Below are 20828 nucleotides of genomic sequence, written 5' to 3'. Positions count from 1 at the left end.
CAGTGACAGCCAAAGCTGCTCGCCCAGCAGTCATGCCTCAAAATCCAGCTGATGGAGCAAATGCACAACCAGTGGCGAAACCAGCCTCGCTGATAATGGGACTCGGGCCAGGCTATTGGCCTTTCCACGCAGTCGCGGCACAAGTAAGGCTGAGGCAACCCGGATGATGACCTTGACGGTACTCCAGCAGCAAGCGCACATCCAACAACAGAGATAACCGATCACCAAAGCTGACCCGTCGTTCACGCTGCCGGCTACTGATGTGTGGGATCAGACTTGTCCATACCCGGCCGACGAGAAGCACGCGCTCTGATTCAGACCAATCCGCTGCCTGCCCCACAACCAGTCACGCTGGTCGGATAGGCGGTTGCGCGTCGCGCCAGGTCAGGTAGACGCGCAGGTCGAACTCCAGCTGGTGATAACCCGGCAGCATGTGCTCACACAGCTGATAGAACGCCTTGTTGTGCTCGAACTCGCGCAGGTGTGCCAGCTCGTGGACCACAATCATCCTCAGGAACTCCGGCGCGGCCTCGCGAAACAGCCCGGCGATGCGGATCTCCTTCTTTGCCCTGAGCTTGCCACCCTGCACCCGCGACACGGCGGTGTGCAGGCCGAGGGCATGTTTGACCACATCCAGCTTGCTGTCATACAGCACCTTGTCCAGACCCGGCGCGTTGCGCAGGTACTCCTGCTTGAGTGCCATCGTGTAGGCGTACAGCGCCTTGTCGCTCTGCACCGCATGCTGCTCCGGGTAGCGCTGCTGCAGGTAATCGCCGAGCTTGCCCTGCTCCAGCAGACGGCGGACCTGCTCCTGCAAGGCGGGGGGATAGGCGCGCAGATAACGCAGCGGCATGCACAACACTCCGAAGGCGGGATGCCGCGATTTTACGCGGCATGACTGACGAGCGCCCAGCACCAGGATTGGCAGCAGCGCTGGAGTTGAGCACACTGGCACCCCCGTCCTGCTATCCCTAAGACCATGCCCAAGACGCTGCGCTGGACCCTGCTCTGTCTCTCCCTTCTCGGCCTGCTGCTGGCCAGCGGCCCGCGCGTTCCAGTCGAAGCGCCGCCGGCACAACCGGCGCTGCCCGCTGATCTGGACGCCTACCTGGCGCAGAGCGAAGCCCGCTTCAGCGATCTGGTGCCCGGCACACAAAAACAGATCATCTGGGCCCATGCCGACCGCCGGCAGACCGATCTGGCGCTGGTCTACCTGCATGGCTTTTCCGCCAGCCGCCAGGAGACGGCGCCCCTGAGCGAAGACCTGGCCCGCCAGCTGGGGGCCAATCTGTTCGTCACCCGCCTGAGCGGCCACGGGCGCAGCCCGCAGGCCATGGGTGAACCCAGCGTGCGCGACTGGCTGCAAGATGCCCAGGAAGCATTGGCGATTGGCCAGCGACTGGGCAAGCGGGTCATCGTGCTCGGTGTCTCCACCGGCGGTACCCTGGGTACCTGGCTGGCCAGCCGGCAGCCGGACCTCGCCGCTCTGGTGCTGATTTCGCCGAACTTTTCCCCGCGCGACCCGATGGCCACGCTGCTCACCTGGCCGTGGGCGCAACAGGTGCTGCCCTGGGTGCTGCCGGCCGAGCATGTCTGGAAACCGCGCAATCCCGAGCAGGCGCGCTACTGGAATCACCACTACCCGACCCAGGCCCTGTTCCCGATGATGGCCCTGGTCAGGCATGTCAACGATCTGCCCATGCAGGACATTCGCATACCGACCCTGATGATCTACTCGCCCAACGATCAGGTGGTCTCAGCACAAGCCGCGGAAGCCGCCTTTGCCCGCCTCGGCAGCCCGCGCAAGCAGCTGATCGCCCGGCCGGAAAGCCAGGACCCGTCCCATCATGTGCTGGCCGGACGCATTCTCGCGCCCGATGACACCGCGGCGATTCAGGCGCAGATTGCCGCCTTCGTGCAGCAGCTGCCTACGCCCTGAGTGCCGGTCAGACATGAAAAAGCCCGCGATCAACGCGGGCTTTTTCTTCATCAGCGGGCTGCCGGAGCAGCCCACAGCACCAGGCTTAGTTGACCTTGGCGGCCAGCTCGCCACTGGCGTAGCGCTTGAACATACCTTCCAGAGAGATCGGCTTGATCTTGGAAGCGTTGCCGGCGGTGCCAAAGGCTTCGTAGCGGGCGATGCAGATGTCGCGCATGGCGTCGATGGTCTTGGCGAAGAACTTGCGCGGGTCGAACTCGCTCGGATGCTCGGCCATCATGCGGCGGATGGCACCGGTGGAGGCCAGACGCAGGTCGGTATCGATATTGACCTTGCGCACGCCGTGCTTGATGCCTTCGACGATCTCTTCGACCGGCACGCCGTAGGTCTCTTTGATGTCGCCACCGTACTGATTGATGATCGCCAGCCACTCCTGCGGTACCGAGGAGGAACCGTGCATCACCAGATGGGTGTTGGGGATGCGCTTGTGGATTTCCTTGATGCGCTCGATGGAGAGCACGTCACCGGTCGGCGGCTTGGTGAACTTGTAAGCGCCATGGCTGGTGCCGATGGCAATCGCCAGGGCATCCACCTGAGTCGCCTTGACGAAAGCTGCGGCTTCTTCCGGATCGGTCAGCAGCTGGCTGTGGTCCAGCACGCCTTCTGCGCCAACGCCGTCTTCTTCACCGGCCATACCGGTTTCCAGGCTGCCCAGGCAGCCCAGTTCGCCTTCCACGGACACACCGCAGGCATGAGCGAAGGCCACGGTCTGCTGGGTGACGCGCACGTTGTAGTCGTAGTCGGCCGGAGTCTTGCCGTCTTCCTTCAGCGAGCCGTCCATCATGACCGAGCTGAAGCCTAGCTGGATGGAGCGCTGGCACACGTCCGGGCTGGTGCCGTGGTCCTGGTGCATGCACACCGGGATATGCGGGAATTCTTCGATGGCGGCCAGGATCAGGTGGCGCAGGAACGGGGCACCGGCATATTTGCGGGCACCGGCGGAAGCCTGGACGATCACCGGGGAATCGGTCTTGTCGGCCGCTTCCATGATGGCGCGCATCTGCTCGAGGTTGTTGACGTTGAAAGCCGGTACGCCGTAGCCGAATTCGGCGGCGTGATCCAGCATCTGGCGCATGCTGATAAGTGCCATGAGTTTCCAGTCTCCCGATGGGGGTCGTTAATCGTGTGCAAGCCTGCCGCAGCGGCAGGCTCGGTTCAAGTTATTTGCCGGGAGCCTTGCAGCCACGGCCGATCAGTTCGTCGGTCTGCGCCCAGTACACCAGGCCCTGCTTGCCCTTGCTGTGGAACGCCAGCTGACCGTCGGTATAGAAAGTCCCGCTGCCCACCTCCTGGCGGTTTAGCTGGTAGACCCGCTCAGTGGCCTCCAGGCGGACTTCCACCTGATCGGCTGCGCCATCCACATGGCGCCAGTGCAGGTCGATATCACCGTCGCAGACCCAGTGGGTCCAGGGCGCGCCGCCCGGCTGGCTAACACAGCCACCGAGCAGGGCCAACAAGGTCAGAGTCACTCCATAAAGACGCATAGCGTGCTCCCAGGTTTGGCCCATCAGGCCTTAGCGCGCTGTTCGAGCACAGCTACGGCCGGCAGCACCTTGCCCTCGACGAACTCGAGGAAAGCACCGCCGCCGGTGGAGATGTAGCTGATCTGCTCGGCCACGCCGTACTTGTCGATGGCCGCCAGGGTGTCGCCACCGCCGGCAATGGAGAATGCCGGGCTCTCGGCGATGGCCTGGGCCAGCGCCTTGGTGCCGTTACCGAACTGGTCGAACTCGAACACGCCGACCGGGCCGTTCCACAGAATAGTCTTGGAAGCCTTGAGCAGCTCGGCGAACTGCGCAGCAGTCTGCGGGCCGATGTCGAGGATCATGTCGTCCTCGGCCACATCAGCAACCAGCTTGACGGTCGCTTCGGCGTCTTCGGCAAAGGCCTTGGCCACCACCACATCCACCGGCAGCGGCACGCTGACCTTGGCAGCAATGGCCTTGGCGGTGTCGACCAGATCAGCTTCGTACAGCGACTTGCCAACCGGGAAACCGGCGGCGGCGAGGAAGGTGTTGGCGATGCCGCCACCGACGATCAGCTGATCGCAGATCTGGCTCAGGCTGTTCAGCACGTCCAGCTTGGTCGACACCTTGGAGCCGGCGACGATGGCCGCCATCGGCTTGGCCGGATTACCCAGGGCCTTGCCCAGAGCCTCCAGTTCGGCCGCCAGCAGCGGACCGGCACAGGCAACCTTGGCGAACTTGGCCACGCCATGGGTCGAACCCTCGGCACGGTGAGCAGTACCGAAGGCGTCCATGACGAACACATCGCACAGGGCAGCGTACTGCTGAGCCAGCTCGTCGGCGTTCTTCTTCTCGCCCTTGTTGAAGCGCACGTTCTCGAACAGAACGATTTCACCGGCCGCCATCGAAACGCCGCCAAGGTAGTCCTTGACCAGCGGCACGTCACGGCCCAGGGCCTTGGACAGGTAGGCAGCGACCGGCGCCAGGCTGTTCTCTTCGGAGTATTCGCCCTCGGTCGGACGACCCAGGTGGGAGCAGACCATGACCGCCGCGCCCTTTTCCAGCGCCAGCTTGATGGTCGGCAGCGAAGCGACGATACGTGCATCGCTCTTCACCACGCCGTCCTTTACCGGCACGTTGAGGTCTTCGCGGATCAGTACGCGCTTACCGGCGAGGTCGAGGTCGGTCATCTTCAAAACAGTCATGGAATCAGTCCTTCAGCTGGGCTGGTGATGGCTTTCTGTTCGGTGGAGCAGGCAGCAACGTCGAGCCAGTGAGCCGCGACGTCAAGCATACGGTTGGCAAAGCCCCATTCGTTGTCGAACCAGGCCAGCAGATTGACCAGGCGCGGGCCGGACACGCGGGTCTGGCTGCCATCGACGATGGCGGAATGGGGGTCGTGGTTGAAGTCGCAGCTGGCGTGCGGCAACTCGGTATAGGCCAGCAGCCCCTTGAGCGGCCCGCTCTGGGCAGCCTCGCGCAGCAGCTGGTTGATCTCCTGGGCCGTGGTGTCGCGGGCCATCTGCAGGGTGATGTCGAGGCACGACACATTCACTGTCGGCACGCGGATGGCCTTGGCCTGAATGCGCCCGGAAAGCTCCGGCAGCAGGCGCTCGATGCCCCGCGCCAGACCGGTCGACACCGGGATTACCGACTGGAAGGCCGAACGCGTGCGGCGCAGGTCTTCGTGGTGATAAGCATCGATCACCGGCTGGTCGTTCATCGCCGAGTGGATGGTGGTGATGGAGACGAACTCGATCCCCACCGTCTCGTTGAGCAGCTTGAGCAGCGGCACACCGCAATTGGTGGTGCAGGAGGCGTTCGACACCAGTTGCTCGGTGCCGCTCAGGCATTGCTGGTTGACGCCGTAGACCACGGTGGCGTCGATATCCGCCTCGCTGCTCATCGGCTGGGAGAACAGCACACGTGGAGCGCCGGCGTTGATGAAGCGCTCGGCATCGGCACGGCTGTGGTACACGCCGGAGCATTCCAGCACCAGGTCGATATCCAGCGCCGCCCAGTCGATGGCTTCCGGCGTGCTGTGCCGCAGCACCTTCACGCAGTCGCCATTGATGTGCAGGCAATCGCCGTCCACCTCCACCGCGCCGGGAAAACGGCCATGGGTAGAGTCGAAGCGGGTCAGGTATTCGATGCTGGCCTGATCGGCCAGGTCGTTCAGCGCCACGATTTCCAGACCACCCGCCGCACCGCGCTCATGCAGGGCGCGCAGCACGCAGCGACCGATACGGCCATAGCCGTTGAGGGCGATGCGGTAGGGACGGGCATTGGCCATGGGATTCTCGCGGCAACCGGCCCCTGCACTGACGGCAGGGGCCTGTGCTCATCAGGCGTCCAGCAGCTCTTCGGCCGTGGCGATGACGTTTTCGACGGTGAAGCCGAACTCTTCGAACAGCGCCGGCGCCGGCGCCGACTCACCGAAGGTGGTCATGCCGATGATGCGGCCTTCCAGACCAACGTACTTGTACCAGTAGTCGGCATGCGATGCCTCGATGGCGATGCGCGCGCCAACCTGCAGCGGCAGTACGGCCTGCTTGTAGGCGGCGTCCTGCTGATCGAACACGGAGGTCGACGGCATGGAGACAACGCGGACCTTCTTGCCCTGCTCGCTCAGCTTCTCGAAAGCCTGCACGGCCAGGCCGACTTCCGAACCGGTGGCGATCAGGATCAGCTCCGGCTCGCCATCGCAGTCCTTGAGGACGTAGGCACCGCGGGCGATATCGGCCAGTTGCTGGGCATCGCGGGCCTGGTGCGGCAGATTCTGGCGGCTGAAGATCAGCGCGGACGGACCGTCGGCGCGCTCGATGGCGTACTTCCAGGCCACGGCGGACTCCACGGCATCGGCCGGGCGCCAGGTGTCCAGGTTCGGCGTGCCGCGCAGGCTGGCCAGCTGCTCGATCGGCTGGTGAGTCGGGCCGTCTTCACCGAGACCGATGGAGTCGTGGGTGAACACGTACAGCACGCGCTGCTTCATCAGGGCGGACATGCGCACGGCGTTGCGGGCGTATTCCATGAAGATCAGGAAGGTCGCGCCGTAGGGGATGAAACCACCGTGCAGGGCCACGCCGTTCATGATGGCGCTCATGCCGAACTCGCGCACGCCGTAGAACAGGTAGTTGCCGGCCGCGTCGCCTGCTTCCACGCCCTTGCAGCCCTTCCACAGGGTCAGGTTGGAGCCGGCGAGATCGGCGGAGCCGCCGAGGAATTCCGGCAGCAGCGGGCCGAAGGCATTGAGTGTGTTCTGGCTGGCCTTGCGGCTGGCGATGGTTTCGCCCTTGGCAGCCACTTCGGCGACATAGGCAGCGGCCTTCTCGGCAAAGTCAGCCGGCAGCTCGCCAGCCATGCGGCGCTTGAACTCGGCAGCCAGTTCCGGATGGGCAGCGGCGTAGGCGGCGAAGCGCTGGTTCCACTCGGCCTCGTTGGCGGCGCCGGCGGCTTTGGCGTCCCACTCGGCATAGATGTCGGCCGGGATCTCAAACGGGCCATGGCTCCAGCCCAGCTTGGCGCGGGTCAGGGCGATTTCGTCGTTGCCCAGCGGCGCACCGTGGCACTCTTCCTTGCCACCCTTATTGGGCGAGCCGAAGCCGATCACGGTCTTGCAGCAGATCAGGGTCGGGCGCTCGGTCTCGGCGCGCGCGGTCTTGAGCGCGGTCTGGATTTCCTCGGCATCGTGGCCGTCGACATTGCGGATCACCTGCCAGCCGTAGGCTTCGAAGCGCGCCGGGGTATCGTCGGTGAACCAGCCGTGCACTTCACCGTCGATGGAGATGCCGTTGTCGTCGTAGAAGGCGATCAGCTTGCCCAGACCGAGGGTGCCGGCGAGCGAGCAGACTTCATGGCTGATGCCTTCCATCATGCAGCCATCGCCCAGGAACACGTAGGTGTGGTGGTCGACGATGCTGTGGCCGGGGCGGTTGAACTGCGCGCCCAGCACTTTCTCGGCGATGGCGAAGCCCACGGCATTGGCAATGCCCTGACCCAGCGGACCAGTGGTGGTCTCAACGCCCGGGGTGTAGCCGTACTCCGGGTGGCCCGGGGTTTTGCTGTGCAGCTGACGGAAGTTCTTCAGATCGTCGATCGACAGGTCGTAGCCGGTAAGGTGCAGCAGCGAGTAGATCAGCATCGAGCCGTGGCCGTTGGACAGTACGAAGCGGTCACGGTCAGCCCACTGCGGGTTCTGCGGGTTGTGCTTGAGATGGTCGCGCCACAGTACTTCGGCGATATCCGCCATACCCATGGGGGCGCCCGGGTGGCCGCTGTTGGCTTTCTGCACGGCATCCATGCTGAGGGCGCGGATGGCATTGGCACGGTCACGACGGCTGGGCATCGCTGATCTCCTGAGAGGCTGGCTGGGCAGCAAGGGTCGAAAAAAGGCGGACATTTTCGCCCAGCCAGGCCCTCAGGGGCAATGACAGATGGTCGCGGGGCAGCAGATTGATCCCATCAAGCGCCCTGCTTCCCTCACAAACTGCGCTCAGCGGCAGGCCTGAGTGGCCAGGCAAGGCGCCCGGAACAACTCGCCATGCCAGAGTCCCTGCAGGGTACGACGCAGCACCAGCTGCCAGATCAGCGCCAGCTTGACCGCCAGCACAACACCAAACAGCCCGAACAACTCCACCCCGAACTGGCGGTACAGCGCCAGCGTGGCCAGGGTGAATACCCCCAGCGGGAAGGTGAAGCCCCACCACCCCAGATTGAACGGCAGTTCGCGGCGGATGTAGTGATGGGTAAACAGGCTGGCGGCCACCAGCCACCACAACCCGGCGCCCCAGAGCGCCAGTCCGCCAACCAGCCCCAACTGCTGGGCCAGTTCAGCCATGCCCGCCAGCGGCGTGCCCTGCCAGGCTTGAGGTGCCGCTTGCCCCAGCGTCAGCAGACCGAGGCAGCCGGTCGCCAGCGGCCCCAGCGGCAGCCACGAGGTAGCGGCGAAATCGGTGTCCGGCAGTTTGTGCAGGGCCAGACGCAGCAATACCAACGTAATCAGGCCAACGGCCAGGCTCAGCGACAACCCCCACAGCACATAGCCGACGATCACCACCAACTGCGCCGCGGCCGCCGGCAGATGGGGTGCCAGCAGGCCTGCGGCACCCGCCGCCACGCCAGGTGCCACGATCGGCAGCAGCCAGACGCCGGTCAGACGCTCCAGCGCATGCTGCTGGCGAGTGAACATCAGGTACGGCACGCCGAAGGCCGCACCCAGCGCCAGCGCCACATCCAGCCACCACAGGGCATGTGCCAGAGGCACGGCCGCCTCGCCAAGAAACAGTGGCAAACCGTTGATGATCGGCACCAGCCCCATGGGGATGGCGCCGAGGAACATCGACTGCACCGGATGCTCCAGCATCGGCCGGACGGTGTCGCGGAACAGCAGCAGGCGCGCCGTGAACAGCAGGGTAAACAGAGCGAACAGCAACAGCGCCAGCCCCCAGACTGCCTCGGCGAGCAACAACCGCGCAGGGAAATCCCAGGGCAGTGCCGCCAGTACCAGCGCCATCACGCCGGTACCCATGGTCATGGCGAACCAGTTGGGAGTGAAGTGGCGCACGAAAGCCCACGGCTCGTGCAAACGGGTAAAGGGTCTGGGCATGACAGCCTCCAGCAAAAGCGATGTCCGTGTCAGGACGATGACTGTCAGGCTAGGGATCGGCGTGCTATAGGTAAAATACATATAAAAGATACAAGGCATGCCTTTCATTTATGAATCTGCACCACCTCAAGGTCTTTCTCGCCGTCGCCCAGACCGGCAGCATCAGCGGCGGCGCGGCGCGCCTGTTCATCAGCCAGCCGGCCGTGACCCGCGAGATCCGCGAACTGGAAGGCCGCCTGCAGCTGCCCCTGTTCGACCGCCAGACCCGCGGCGTCAGCCTCACCGAAGCCGGCCAGCGCCTACTGCCCTATGCCGAGCGCATCTTCGCGCTGGAACAGGCTGCCGAACGCGACCTGGCCGAGTTCGCCAGTCTCGGCGCCGGTGAGCTGCGCCTGTGCGCCAGCGCCACCCTGGGCAGCTACCTGCTACCCGGCCTGATCGCCGAGTTCAGGCAACAGCATCCGGGCCTGAGCATCAGCCTGCAGATCGGCAACACCGCCAGCAGCCTGCGCGCGCTGGACAGTGGCGACTGCTCCCTGGCCTTCATCGAAGGCCCCTTCACCCGCGAGGCTTACAACTACCAGCTACTGGGCAGCGATGCCCTGCTACCGGTGAGCAGCCCGCGCCATCCACTGGCCAGCCGCTCCCGCCTGAGCGCAGCCGAGCTGGCCGAGGCGGAGCTGTATCTGCGCGAAGAAGGCTCGGGCACCCGCAGCACACTGGAACAGGTCTACCAGGCCCACGGCCTGACACCCAAGGTGGCGCTGGCGCTGGGCAACAGCGTGGCGCTCAAGCGCAGTCTGCTGGGCGGCCGCGGTATCGCCTGGATCTCCGAACTGGCCATGGAGGATGAACTGCGCAGCGGCGAACTGGTGCGCCTGGCAGTCGATGACCTGCACATCCAGCGCGACCTGCACGCCCTGTGGCGGCGCGAGCGCAGCCTCAGCCCCGCCGCCCAGGCCTTGCTGGATCAGGTGCGGCATGCCCTGGCCAACCGCAAGGGCTATATCAAAACTTTTTGATACAGCCCTTGCCGAGGCAAATAGTGCCGACTAGACTGCACCCACTATGAACCTGCCCGCCCCCCAGCTCCGCAGCGAGCCAGTCGACGAACTGGCGGCCCTGTGCAAGGCCGCCGGTGATCCGCTGCGCCTGAATATTCTGCGCGTGCTGGCCAACGACTCGTTCGGCGTGCTGGAACTGGCGCAGATCTTCGCCACCGGTCAGTCGGGCATGAGCCACCACCTCAAGGTGCTGGCCCAGGCCGGCCTCGTGGCCACCCGCCGCGAAGGCAACGCGATCTTCTACCGCCGCGCCCTGGCCCAGAGCGACCAGCTCGGCGGCAGCCTGCACGCCGCGCTGCTGCAGGAAGTCGATGCCCTGCCCCTGACAGAGGAGCTGCAGGCACGCATCGCCACCGTCCACGGCCAGCGCGCCGAGGCCAGTCGTGAGTTCTTTGCGCGCATGGCCGTCAACTTCCAGGCCCAGCAGGACCTGATTGCCGGCCTGCCGCAATACCGCGACAGCCTGCTGACTCTGCTCGATGCGCTGAACTTTCCGGCCGATGCCACGGCACTGGAAGTCGGCCCCGGTGACGGCTCCTTCCTGCCGGAACTGGCACGGCGCTTTGCCAGCGTCACCGCCCTGGACAACAGCCCGGCCATGCTCGAGCTGGCGCGTGAACGCTGCGTGCGCGAGGGTCTGGGCAATGTTCACCTGCAGCTGGCCGACGCCCTGCAGACACCCCAGGCGCCGGCCGACTGCGTGGTGCTGAACATGGTGCTGCACCATTTCGCCGCGCCGGCCGAGGCCATGCGCCAGCTGACCCCGCTGCTCAAAAACGGCGGCAGCCTGCTGATTACCGAGTTATGCAGCCACAACCAGAGCTGGGCCCGGGAAGCCTGTGGCGATCTCTGGCTGGGCTTTGAGCAAGAAGATCTGGCCCGCTGGGCCGATGCCGCAGGGCTCACGCCCGGCGAAAGCCTCTATGTGGGTCTCAAGAACGGCTTTCAGATTCAGGTTCGGCACTTTGCCAAGCCGGATGCGAAGCACCCCCAGGACTGATCAGGACCTAGAAGAAATGAGCGAATACTCCCTGTTTACCTCCGAATCCGTGTCCGAAGGCCATCCGGACAAGATCGCCGACCAGATTTCCGATGCGGTGCTCGACGCCATCATCGCCAAGGACAAGCACGCCCGTGTGGCCGTGGAGACGCTGGTCAAGACCGGCGTGGCCATCGTCGCCGGTGAAGTCACCACCAGCGCCTGGGTTGATCTGGAGCAGATCGTCCGCGACGTCATCTGCGACATCGGCTACACCAGCTCCGAAGTCGGCTTTGACGGCGCCACCTGCGGTGTACTGAACATCATCGGCAAGCAGTCGGTGGACATCGCTCAGGGCGTGGACCGCGCCAAGCCGGAAGACCAGGGCGCCGGCGACCAGGGCCTGATGTTCGGCTATGCCAGCAACGAGACCGACGTGCTGATGCCGGCCCCCATCGTACTGTCGCACCGTCTGGTCGAGCGCCAGGCCGAAGCGCGCAAGTCCGGCCTGCTGCCGTGGCTGCGTCCGGACGCCAAGTCCCAGGTCACCTGCCGTTACGAGAACGGCAAGGTCGTCGGCATCGACGCCGTGGTGCTGTCCACCCAGCACAACCCGGAAGTGTCGCTGGCCGACCTGCGTGAAGCGGTGATGGAGCTGATCGTCAAGCACACCCTGCCAGCCGAACTGCTGCACAAGGACACCCAGTTCCACATCAACCCGACCGGCAACTTCGTGATCGGCGGCCCGGTGGGCGACTGCGGTCTGACCGGCCGCAAGATCATCGTCGACTCCTACGGCGGCATGGCCCGTCACGGCGGCGGTGCCTTCTCCGGCAAGGACCCGTCCAAGGTTGACCGTTCGGCCGCCTACGCCGGCCGCTACGTGGCCAAGAACATCGTCGCCGCCGGTCTGGCCGACCGCTGCGAGATTCAGGTGTCCTATGCCATCGGCGTGGCCCAGCCGACCTCCATCTCGATCAACACCTTCGGCACCCACAAGATTGCCGAAGACAAGATCATCCAGCTGGTGCGCGAAGTCTTCGACCTGCGTCCGTACGCCATCACCAGGATGCTGGATCTGCTGCACCCGATGTACCAGGCCACCGCGGCCTACGGTCACTTCGGCCGTACCCCTCAGCAGAAGACCGTCGGCGACGACAGCTTCACCACCTTCACCTGGGAGCAGACCAACAAGGTCGAGGCCCTGCGTGCCGCGGCCGGCCTGTAAGCCCCGCGAAATGCAAAAAGCCCTGCTTCGGCGGGGCTTTTTGTTGCACGCAAGACTTATGCAGGACCTCGATCAGTACGCACGAAACTCGTCATGGCAGGCGCGGCAGCTGTCTTCGACTTTTTTCACCGCGGGCTCAACGGTCTTGGGATCCAAAGGCTTTTGCCGGCTCAGCTCACGCAACAAAGCGGTGTCACTCTCCAGCTGACGGGCCAGTTGCTGGAAGCGCTCCTGACGCTGCCAGACCTCGTCCTTGGCCCGGCTGTCACCCTCGTCACGCACCTGCGGGAAATGCTGCCAGGGCTGGCGCGACAGTTTGTCGAGCTGCTCGGCACCGGCCGCAAAGCGCGTCTCGTCGAAGGGCAAACGCCCACGCAGCATGCCGCCAAGGTCTTCGCTGGTCTTGAGCATTTCCTTGAACAGAGTCTGCCGCTTGCCCATGGGCGAGTCGGGATCCACGCCACCACAGGCGCTTAGCAACAACACAGCAGAACACAGCAACAGCAGCTTGGACGGTTTCATCGATACAACACCCGGTTGAAAACGGGCGCCAGTGTACTGGATCGGCGCCCGCCAACGCAGCTAGGCCGACACCACGAACAGACTGACGATCAGCCCCATGCCAACCATCCACACCAGCGAACGCAGCGGTCCCCAGTCAGCCAGGTAGCAGACGAAGTACAGCAGTCGGCTGACGACGAAGGCCAGTGCCAGCTGATCCAACAGCGCCTGCCCGGCACCACCGGCCTGATGGGCGATGATGACTGCGGCTGCGAAAGCGGGTGTTACTTCGAAACCATTCAACTGAGCGTTGCTGGCCCGCTTGCGCCAGCCTTCCAACCCGGCCAGGAAGGCACGCGGATCACTGTTGGCCCGGGGGCCGTAATCACCGCCGGTGAATTTTGCCGTTGCCGTGCACAGATAGGGCAAAAGGATTGCCACCAACACACACCAGTAAGCCAGGGTCATCGCAACGCTCCGTAACGTGGAATTGAGTTTCAAGCATGCCCGGAGCACGCCGATAGTGTCGATGACCAGCCTGCCGCCGCAATTTGCGCCCGAGCCAATACGCACGACAGCTAAGCGTTGACTAAGATCAGTGAGGTGTCAGGAGGCATGAACAACACTGACGATCCAGCCATCAAGGGAGTTGGCATGCACGGCTCGACTTTCCCCGCCACGTTTACCGCCCAGCGCCTGCTCATGCAGACACTGCCTTGGTTGCTAGCAGCCTTACTGATGTGGCTGCAATTACCGGGCTGGCTGGTCGTCGGCCTGGGACTGCTTAGTAGCACAGCAATGCTGCTGTGGATCTCCCCCAGCAAGGCCAGCCCTGTGACCGAGCCCCTCCAAGTAGCCCCCCTCCCGGTTTCGGAGCTGATCCCCGCAGCTAACGCGCTCAAAGGCCACAGCGACATGCTGGATTCAGAAATTGGCAAAGTCGAAGGCTTACTCAGCAGTGCAATCAGTGAGATATCCCAGACTTTCCATGGGCTATCCCGCAACCTAGACGAACAGCATGCATTGGCCGCGTCGCTTATCGAGCGCTACAGCCATAACAGCGAGAAGCCCGACAACCACATCAGTGGCTTCCATGCCTTCGTTGAAACCACTCAAAACACTCTGTCGGTTTTTGTCGAGGCCACAGTGGAAACCAGCCGTATCTCAATCGAGCTGGTCGAGCTAATGGAGCGCATCACTCAAAAAATTGGACTGATTCTGCAATCCACTACCGACATGGATGCAATTGCCAAGCAGACCAATCTGCTGGCCCTTAACGCCGCGATCGAAGCCGCTCGAGCTGGTGAGGCTGGACGAGGATTTGCCGTGGTCGCCGACGAAGTCCGCGCACTATCCAACCGATCCACGTTGTTCTCAGAAGCTATCCGAGGTCACGTCAATGAGGTTTATAACGATTTGAAGGCTGCAGACAACTCGGTCAGCCAACTGGCCGCGCGTGACATGTCCTCTCCCTTGGCCTCCAAGCGTCAGGTGGAACACATGCTCAGCAGCCTGGACAACCTCAATAACCACACTCTTGGCGTAGTGACCGATCTGAATCAGCTATCTCAGGATGTTGGTCAAATGGTCAATAGGGCTATTACCGCTCTGCAGTTCCAAGATATGAGCAGCCAATTGCTGGGACTGATGCGTAAACATTGCCAGCAACTGTCACTGTTCGCCCGAGAGCTTGGCTCACTGCCCCACGGCAATAGCGAGCTACAGCTACAGGAACTGCGCAAAGCAAGCGACGAGCTCAAGCTTCAACCCCATAACCCCGTCGCCCAGTCAAGCATGACGGCTGGCGATATCGATCTGTTCTGAGGACTGTCTATGACTAGCGAAAGCACGGTTTCACTGCGTCCCGCCACCCGCTTCGACTTCAACAGTTTTCGCGACTTTCGCAATGCCTATGAGGCGGCTCTGGAAAGCCCCGTCGTACGCTTGTTGGTTGTCGATATGAAAGATGTGCAATACATCGACTCGGCAGCGCTGGGCATACTTCTGCTGCTACGTGATCGCGCTACCAGCCTGAACAAGCAGGTCGAACTGCACAACCTGCAGGGAACAGCGAAGGAAGTACTGGAGATCGCTAATTTCCAGAAAATTTTCACCATTCGCTAAGCGCTCAAAATGCGCCCACTGCAGATTCTTGCCGTCGATGACGATCCACTGATTGGTCTGACCATCAGTGCTTTTGCCAAGCGCCTAGGCCACCAGTGCGTACATGCGACTGGGGGGATCGAAGCCATCCGCAGCTATCAGGAAAGCGATTTCGATCTTGTACTGGTAGACCGCATCATGCCCGGCATGGACGGACTGGAGACCACACACCAGCTGCGCACATTGCAGGAGCAAAGCGGTTGGCGCCCCATCATCATGCTCTCTGGAGCAAGCAACATTGATGAGCAAGTGCTGGCTCTAAACTCAGGCTGTGATGACTTTCTCGCCAAGCCAATTAACTTCAGCATCCTTGAAGCCAAGATCAACGCCTTCTGGCGCATTGCAGACATGCAGCAACAGATTGCTCGTCAGCACGATGAGTTACTGCACTACGCCAATCTTGAGGCTGAAGAAAAGCGCATCAGTAACTTCCTCATGGAGCGATTGGTGCGACGCGAGCAACTGGAAAATCCCCTGATCCAGCACCATTTACAACCCGCAAGCGTGGTTTCCGGTGACCTACTGCTGGTCTGTACCTCACGCAGCAAAGATATATACGTGATGCTGGCTGACGCCACCGGCCACGGACTACCCGCGGCACTATCCCTTATTCCGCTATCGCAGACCTTCTACGCCATGGCCGCCAAGGGATTCCAACTCAGTACCATTGTTCACGAACTGAACTTGCAACATCGCGCTCACAGCCCTTCCGATCGCTTTGTCGCCACCATCGCCGCCTGCTACAGGCCACGCGAAGGCATCCTGGAGGTATGGAACGGGGGTATTCCACCGGCATTGCTTTTAAACAGCAGCGGGCAAGTGCTATGGCGCTTCCGCTCACAGAATCTGCCACTGGGCATTGTGGGAAACGACTTATTCAGCCGTGAAGTAGAAGCCTTCAAGCTTCCTGAGGAAGACACACAGCTGTTCATGTATTCCGATGGCCTGATAGAAGCCGAGAATGCAACCGGCGAGGCCTTTGGCAAACAGCGATTACAAGATGTATTGCAATGCCGTCCCGAAGAGCGGCTCGTCAAACTACGAACCAGCCTAGATGATCACCTCGGCAAACAACCGGCACATGACGACGTCTCTTATCTGCAACTGCTTTGCAAGAATCTCAGCGCCGACAATCAGCCCCCCCAGCAAAGTAGTGAACCAAACAGTCCGCAAACAGCCGATAAATGGAGCCTGCAGCTGCTACTGACAGCGCCACAACTCCAGCGCCTTGATCTTGAGCCACTGATCAGCAACTTTTGCCAGGTCCTAGGGCTCGACGAATCACGCCAGGGCGCATTCAGCCTGATCTTGCGAGAGTTGCTGTGCAACGCTCTAGATCACGGCCTGCTGGGGCTTGACTCCAGTCTCAAGCGAGAAATGGACGGATTTGAGCGCTACTTCCAGCTACGCAGCGAACGTCTGCAAGAGCTCCGTGAAGGCGAAATACGTCTAGACATCAGTCAGCACCATGACCTTAGCGGTAACTGCCTGACGATCAAGGTCAGCGACAGCGGCCCCGGTTTCGCATTTCACCGACTGGACCCCGATAGCAAACGAAACGACACCGTGAGCTATCACGGTCGCGGGTTGATGTTGCTGAGACAGATATGTTCGCGCCTGGAGTTTCTCGGCAACGGCAATCAGGTAATTGCTGAACTACGCTGGAGCCAAGAGGCGGCAGGAGCCGCAGAAAGGAATTAGCTAAGGTTATGAGGGAGAAGCAGTGCAATGAGCAAGTCCATCCTGATCGTCGATGATTCGGCGTCGATTCGCCAGATGCTGGGATTCACCCTGCGCGCAGCCGGTTATGAAGTGGATGAAGCTGTAGACGGCAAAGACGGCCTGGGCAAAGCCCAGCGTAAGGCCTACCAACTGGTCTTTACCGACCAAAACATGCCCAACATGGACGGCTTGACCCTGATCAAGAGTCTGCGCGGCCTACCCACTTACCGCAGCACACCGATTCTCATGCTGACCACGGAATCCAGCGATGCCATGAAGCAACAGGGACGAGCCGCTGGAGCAACAGGCTGGCTGGTCAAACCGTTCGATCCGCCTAAGCTGCTGGAAGTTACCAAAAAGGTGCTCCCCTAATCCGCAGCCCCGCACAGGCAGATCATCATGAATGCTGGCATGGAGCAATTTCTCGAGGTGTTCTTCGAGGAGGCCGAGGAACACCTGGCCAATCTCGAACACCTGCTGCTGACATTGGACGTCAGCAGGCCCGATCGCGAGGCATTAAACGGCATTTTCCGTGCTGCTCATTCAATCAAAGGCTCCAGCGGCATGTTCGGTTTCGACGACCTGACGGCCGTCACCCATGTTCTGGAAACCCTGCTCGACAAGATCCGCAGCGACCAGATTGCTCTACGTAGCGAGATGATCGACGTTTTTCTCCAGGCACGCGATGTACTGGCTCAACTGCTGGCCTGCCACAAGTATCAAAGTGTCGACCCAAGCATTCCGGTGGAAAGCACCGTGGCCCGCCTGCAGGCCCTCATCGATAGCCAATCTGAGACGCATGCAGGTGTTGCAGAGGATGGCGCCTATGGTCTGTTCACTGCCGAGCCAACCCAGAGCGAAGATGAAGTATTTGGCTTCTTTGACGACACACCGGGATCAACACACACGACCACAGCCAGCGAGGACGCATTTGGCTTCTTCGAGGAACAGCCAGGTAGCCCAAATGCCTCCGTTCAAGCAGAGGCGTATGGCCTGTTTGGCGAAGTGGCAACCGTAGCGAAAGATGAGTCCTTCGGTTTCTTCGATGAGCAGCCAGGAGCTCCTGTCGAGACTGCTGAAATGGTCGTGGAAACACCTAGCTATGGTCTCTATGCCAAGCACCCGGCAGCCCGGAAGCTACCAATGCCCAAGCCCCCTCAGTTGTTACGGCGCCGCTCAGCAGCCCCAATGCTCCGATGGAAGAGCGTCGCAGTGGCGACCGACGCAGCACCGATCGACGAGCCTCCGGCAGTATGCCGACCTCACCACGACCAGCAGGTGACAATGAGTCCAGTTCAATCCGTGTCAGCGTGGAAAAAATCGATAGCCTCATCAATCAGGTGGGCGAGCTGGTCATAACCCAAGCCATGCTCGCCCAACTGACGGCCGGCCTCGATCCGGCAGTTTTCGAGAAGATCAACCAAGCCCTCAGTCAGCTGGAGCACAACACTCGCGAGCTGCAAGAGTCGGTGATGTCGATCCGCATGCTGCCAATCAGTTTTATCTTCAACCGCTTCCCACGAGTCGTGCGCGACACCGCCAGCAAGCTGGGCAAGAAGGTCGAACTGATCCTCCAGGGCGAGCACACCGAGCTGGATAAGGGCGTGATCGAGAAGCTCACCGACCCGCTCACCCACATCATCCGCAACAGCGTCGACCACGGCATAGAGATGCCGGCCGAGCGCCTCGCCGCGGGCAAGCCCGAGCACGGCACCGTACGGCTGTCCGCCTTTCACCAGGGCGGCCGCATCGTGGTCGAGATCAATGACGACGGCAAAGGCCTGGCCCGCGAAAAGATCCTCGCCAAGGCCCGCGAACAGGGCATGACGGTCAGCGACGACATGCCCGACAGCGAAGTCTGGCAGCTGATCTTCATGCCCGGCTTCTCCACCGCCGAAGTGGTCACCGACCTGTCCGGCCGCGGCGTCGGCATGGATGTGGTACGACGCAACATCTCCGCCATCGGCGGCCGCATCGACATCGAGTCACTGGCCGGCCACGGCACCCGCATCACCATTCGCCTGCCACTGACCCTTGCCATCCTCGACGGCATGATCGTCGCGGCAGGTACAGTGCACTACGTGATTCCGCTGACGTACATCATCGAGTCACTGCAACCCAAGGTCGATGACATTCGCAGCATGCGTGGCAGCCAGCGCACGGTGATCCGCGTGCGCGGCGAATACCTGACCCTACTCAGCTTGCATCGCCTGCTCAACCTGGAAGGCGAACCGCCCGCGCCGTGGGAGGCCATTGTGCTGATCCTCGAAGCCGAAGGGCGCAAGTTTGCCCTGCTGGTTGACGACCTGATCGGCCAGCAGCAGGTCGTGATCAAGAGCCTGGAACAGAATTTCCGCCGCATCGACGGCATCACCGGCGCCACCATCATGGGTGATGGCAGCGTCGCCCTGATTCTCGACGTCGACGCACTGCCGCGCCTGGCCAGTCATGGAGAGCTAGTCAATGAATCCTGCGAGTGACAACAACAGCAGCGAGCCGGTGCAGGAGTTCCTCACCTTTACCCTAGGTAGCGAGGAATACGCCATCGACATCCTGCGAGTGCAGGAAATCCGCGGCTACGATCAAGTCACGGCGATTGCCAACAGCCCGGCATTTATCAAAGGTGTAATCAATCTTCGCGGCGCCATCGTGCCGATCGTAGACCTGCGCATCAAATTCAATTTGCCTTCGGTGACCTACGATCCTTTCACCGTGGTGATCATTCTCAACGTGCTCAACCGTATCGTCGGCATTGTGGTGGATTCGGTTTCCGACGTACTGGCCCTGACACCCAACGAGATCAAGCCTGCCCCGGAATTTGGTGGCAGCTTCGACACCCAGTACCTAATGGGTCTGGCTACCGTTGAGGAGCGCATGCTGATTCTGGTCAACATCGAGCAATTGATGAGCAGCCAGGAAATGGCACTGCTCAATGAGGGCAGCGAAACATGAGCATACGTACTGCCTACAACACCCAAAGCCTTACCCCAGCGCACTTGCCAGCAGTCCGGCCGTGCCGCGCCTGCCCTGTCGTTTTCTCGGCCTGAGCCAAGGAGCACACATGCGTACCAACCTGCCAATCACCAATCAGGAATTCGTCCTGCGCGACGGCATGACCATCGTCTCGCGCACCGACTTGAAGGGGCGTATCACCTTCGTCAACGACGATTTCCTTGAGGCCAGCGGTTTTACCGAAGCCGAACTGATCGGTGAACCACACAATATCGTGCGCCACCCAGATATGCCCGAGGCAGCGTTCGCCGACCTGTGGGCAACACTCAAGGCAGGTCGCCCGTGGACCGGCATGGTCAAGAACCGCTGCAAGGATGGAGGGTTCTACTGGGTACTGGCCAACGCCACGCCAATCCGAGAAGGCAACTCGGTAGTTGGTTACATGTCGGTTCGCACCCGACCTAGCCGCGAACAGGTACAGGCTGCCGAACACTTGTATCAACTGTTCCGTGACGGCAAAGCCAAAGGCTGGGAAATCCGCGAAGGTAAGGGAGTCAAAAGTGGCTTGGTGCATAGCGCGGTGAGCCTGACTGAACGCTTCAGCCTCGGCGGAAAATTTGCCCTTCTCGGGCTTGGCAGCGCGCTGGCAACCACCGCGGCAGCTGCAGCAGCTAGCAGTGGCTCACTGGCGCTGCTATCCATTCCGGTCGTTGTGCTGTTGTTGACCCTGATAGGCGGCCTGCGCCTAAGCAGCACGCTAAGCCAGTCACTAGAAAATGCCAGCGAGCATCTCGAGCGCTTCGCTCAGGCCAACTTTGATGGCGTCGTCGAAGCCAGTGGGCATGATCAACTGGCACAAATGCGCCTGGCTTTGAAACGCCTGCAGACCCGTCTCGGCTTTGAGTTCGCCGATACCAAGCGCAACGCCCAGGCCAGCATGCGCATCCGCCAGGCACTCGATGTGGCCGCGACCAACATCATGGTTGCCGATGCTGGCTACAACATCATCTATACCAACAATGCGTTGCAGAAGATGTTCCACACCGCTGAAAGCGACCTGCGCGCCCAGCTACCGAATTTCAATGCAGACAGCATCCTTGGCAGCAACATCGACATTTTCCACAAGAACCCTTCACATCAACGCAGCAT

Annotated in this window: 18 protein-coding genes and 2 pseudogenes; 11 read left to right on the top strand and 9 right to left on the bottom strand. The window is 61.8% G+C overall.

All coding sequences use genetic code 11. The annotated features are described in order from the left end of the window. Positions 1–346 precede the first annotated feature (346 nt). Positions 347–853 carry a M48 family metallopeptidase gene (locus CK486_RS08375; protein ID WP_095939833.1) on the bottom strand — a complete coding sequence of 169 codons (507 nt, stop codon included), beginning with the start codon at positions 851–853 and terminating at the stop codon, positions 347–349. Positions 854–979: 126 nt separating this feature from the next. On the opposite strand from CK486_RS08375, the gene CK486_RS08370 reads away from it, so the two are divergent. Then, positions 980–1939 carry a carboxylesterase gene (locus CK486_RS08370; RefSeq protein WP_095939832.1) on the top strand — a complete coding sequence of 320 codons (960 nt, stop codon included), beginning with the start codon at positions 980–982 and terminating at the stop codon, positions 1937–1939. Positions 1940–2024: 85 nt separating this feature from the next. Here CK486_RS08370 and fba read toward each other — a convergent pair whose 3' ends face one another. The 6 genes from fba to CK486_RS08340 form a co-directional block, all read right to left on the bottom strand. Continuing rightward, positions 2025–3089 (bottom strand): class II fructose-bisphosphate aldolase, encoded by a 1065-nt coding sequence (fba, locus tag CK486_RS08365; protein ID WP_095939831.1) that lies wholly within the window; start codon positions 3087–3089, stop codon positions 2025–2027. A gap of 70 nt (positions 3090–3159) precedes the next feature. Further along, complete coding sequence (locus tag CK486_RS08360; protein ID WP_095939830.1) at positions 3160–3483, bottom strand: MliC family protein; 324 nt, start codon at positions 3481–3483, stop codon at positions 3160–3162. 23 nt (positions 3484–3506) lie between these two features. Continuing rightward, the gene (locus CK486_RS08355) at positions 3507–4670 is read right to left on the bottom strand and encodes a phosphoglycerate kinase (protein ID WP_095939829.1); all 1164 of its coding nucleotides are present in this window, start codon (positions 4668–4670) and stop codon (positions 3507–3509) included. After that, positions 4667–5758, bottom strand: a complete 1092-nt coding sequence (epd, locus tag CK486_RS08350; RefSeq protein WP_095939828.1) for an erythrose-4-phosphate dehydrogenase — start codon at positions 5756–5758, stop codon at positions 4667–4669. Before epd ends, CK486_RS08355 begins: the two co-directional genes overlap by 4 nt. Before the next feature lie 51 nt (positions 5759–5809). Beyond that, positions 5810–7810, bottom strand: coding sequence for a transketolase (gene tkt, locus CK486_RS08345; RefSeq protein WP_095939827.1), 2001 nt, complete (start codon positions 7808–7810; stop codon positions 5810–5812). Between the two features lie 147 nt (positions 7811–7957). Beyond that, the gene (locus CK486_RS08340; protein WP_095939826.1) at positions 7958–9070 is read right to left on the bottom strand and encodes a TDT family transporter; all 1113 of its coding nucleotides are present in this window, start codon (positions 9068–9070) and stop codon (positions 7958–7960) included. 110 nt (positions 9071–9180) lie between these two features. Here CK486_RS08340 and CK486_RS08335 point away from each other — a divergent pair, with 110 nt between their 5' ends. Genes CK486_RS08335 through metK form a run of 3 tightly spaced genes read left to right on the top strand, consistent with a single transcriptional unit; the run spans position 9181 to position 12341 of the window. After that, positions 9181–10092: a LysR family transcriptional regulator gene (locus CK486_RS08335; protein ID WP_095939825.1), complete on the top strand. Its 912-nt coding sequence runs from the start codon at positions 9181–9183 to the stop codon at positions 10090–10092. 46 nt (positions 10093–10138) lie between these two features. After that, on the top strand, positions 10139–11134 hold the full coding sequence (locus CK486_RS08330; RefSeq protein WP_095939824.1) for a metalloregulator ArsR/SmtB family transcription factor: 996 nt from the start codon (positions 10139–10141) through the stop codon (positions 11132–11134). Positions 11135–11150: 16 nt separating this feature from the next. Continuing rightward, entirely contained in the window at positions 11151–12341 is a 1191-nt protein-coding gene (gene metK / locus CK486_RS08325) for a methionine adenosyltransferase (protein ID WP_095939823.1), read from the top strand. A 72-nt stretch (positions 12342–12413) separates the two neighbouring features. On the opposite strand, the gene CK486_RS08320 is transcribed toward metK, so the two are convergent. Beyond that, positions 12414–12863: a cytochrome c gene (locus CK486_RS08320; protein WP_095939822.1), complete on the bottom strand. Its 450-nt coding sequence runs from the start codon at positions 12861–12863 to the stop codon at positions 12414–12416. A 60-nt stretch (positions 12864–12923) separates the two neighbouring features. Further along, positions 12924–13310 (bottom strand): MAPEG family protein, encoded by a 387-nt coding sequence (locus tag CK486_RS08315; RefSeq protein ID WP_095939821.1) that lies wholly within the window; start codon positions 13308–13310, stop codon positions 12924–12926. A 147-nt stretch (positions 13311–13457) separates the two neighbouring features. Between CK486_RS08315 and CK486_RS08310 the strand changes: the two genes are divergently transcribed. The 7 genes and pseudogenes from CK486_RS08310 to CK486_RS18490 form a co-directional block, all read left to right on the top strand. Beyond that, positions 13458–14666: a methyl-accepting chemotaxis protein gene (locus CK486_RS08310; RefSeq protein WP_176481672.1), complete on the top strand. Its 1209-nt coding sequence runs from the start codon at positions 13458–13460 to the stop codon at positions 14664–14666. A gap of 9 nt (positions 14667–14675) precedes the next feature. Next, on the top strand, positions 14676–14966 hold the full coding sequence (locus CK486_RS08305) for an STAS domain-containing protein (protein WP_095939820.1): 291 nt from the start codon (positions 14676–14678) through the stop codon (positions 14964–14966). A 9-nt stretch (positions 14967–14975) separates the two neighbouring features. Then, positions 14976–16706, top strand: a complete 1731-nt coding sequence (locus tag CK486_RS08300) for a fused response regulator/phosphatase (protein ID WP_095939819.1) — start codon at positions 14976–14978, stop codon at positions 16704–16706. Positions 16707–16733: 27 nt separating this feature from the next. Next, entirely contained in the window at positions 16734–17099 is a 366-nt protein-coding gene (locus CK486_RS08295; RefSeq protein ID WP_095939818.1) for a response regulator, read from the top strand. Between the two features lie 27 nt (positions 17100–17126). Further along, positions 17127–19207, top strand: a pseudogene (locus tag CK486_RS18495) (chemotaxis protein CheA). Further along, positions 19191–19679, top strand: a complete 489-nt coding sequence (locus CK486_RS08280) for a chemotaxis protein CheW (protein WP_095939816.1) — start codon at positions 19191–19193, stop codon at positions 19677–19679. The pseudogene CK486_RS18495 and the gene CK486_RS08280 overlap by 17 nt, the downstream one beginning before the upstream one ends. Beyond that, positions 19660–20760 (top strand): annotated as a pseudogene (locus CK486_RS18490) (PAS domain-containing protein); the annotation flags it as partial. The gene CK486_RS08280 and the pseudogene CK486_RS18490, both read left to right, overlap by 20 nt. Positions 20761–20828 lie beyond the last annotated feature (68 nt).

Source organism: Pseudomonas sp. HAR-UPW-AIA-41 (assembly GCF_002304225.1).
Classification (GTDB): domain Bacteria; phylum Pseudomonadota; class Gammaproteobacteria; order Pseudomonadales; family Pseudomonadaceae; genus Aquipseudomonas.
The sequence above is the reverse complement of the archived record's forward strand: the minus strand, read 5'-3'. Positions and strand labels throughout refer to the sequence as shown.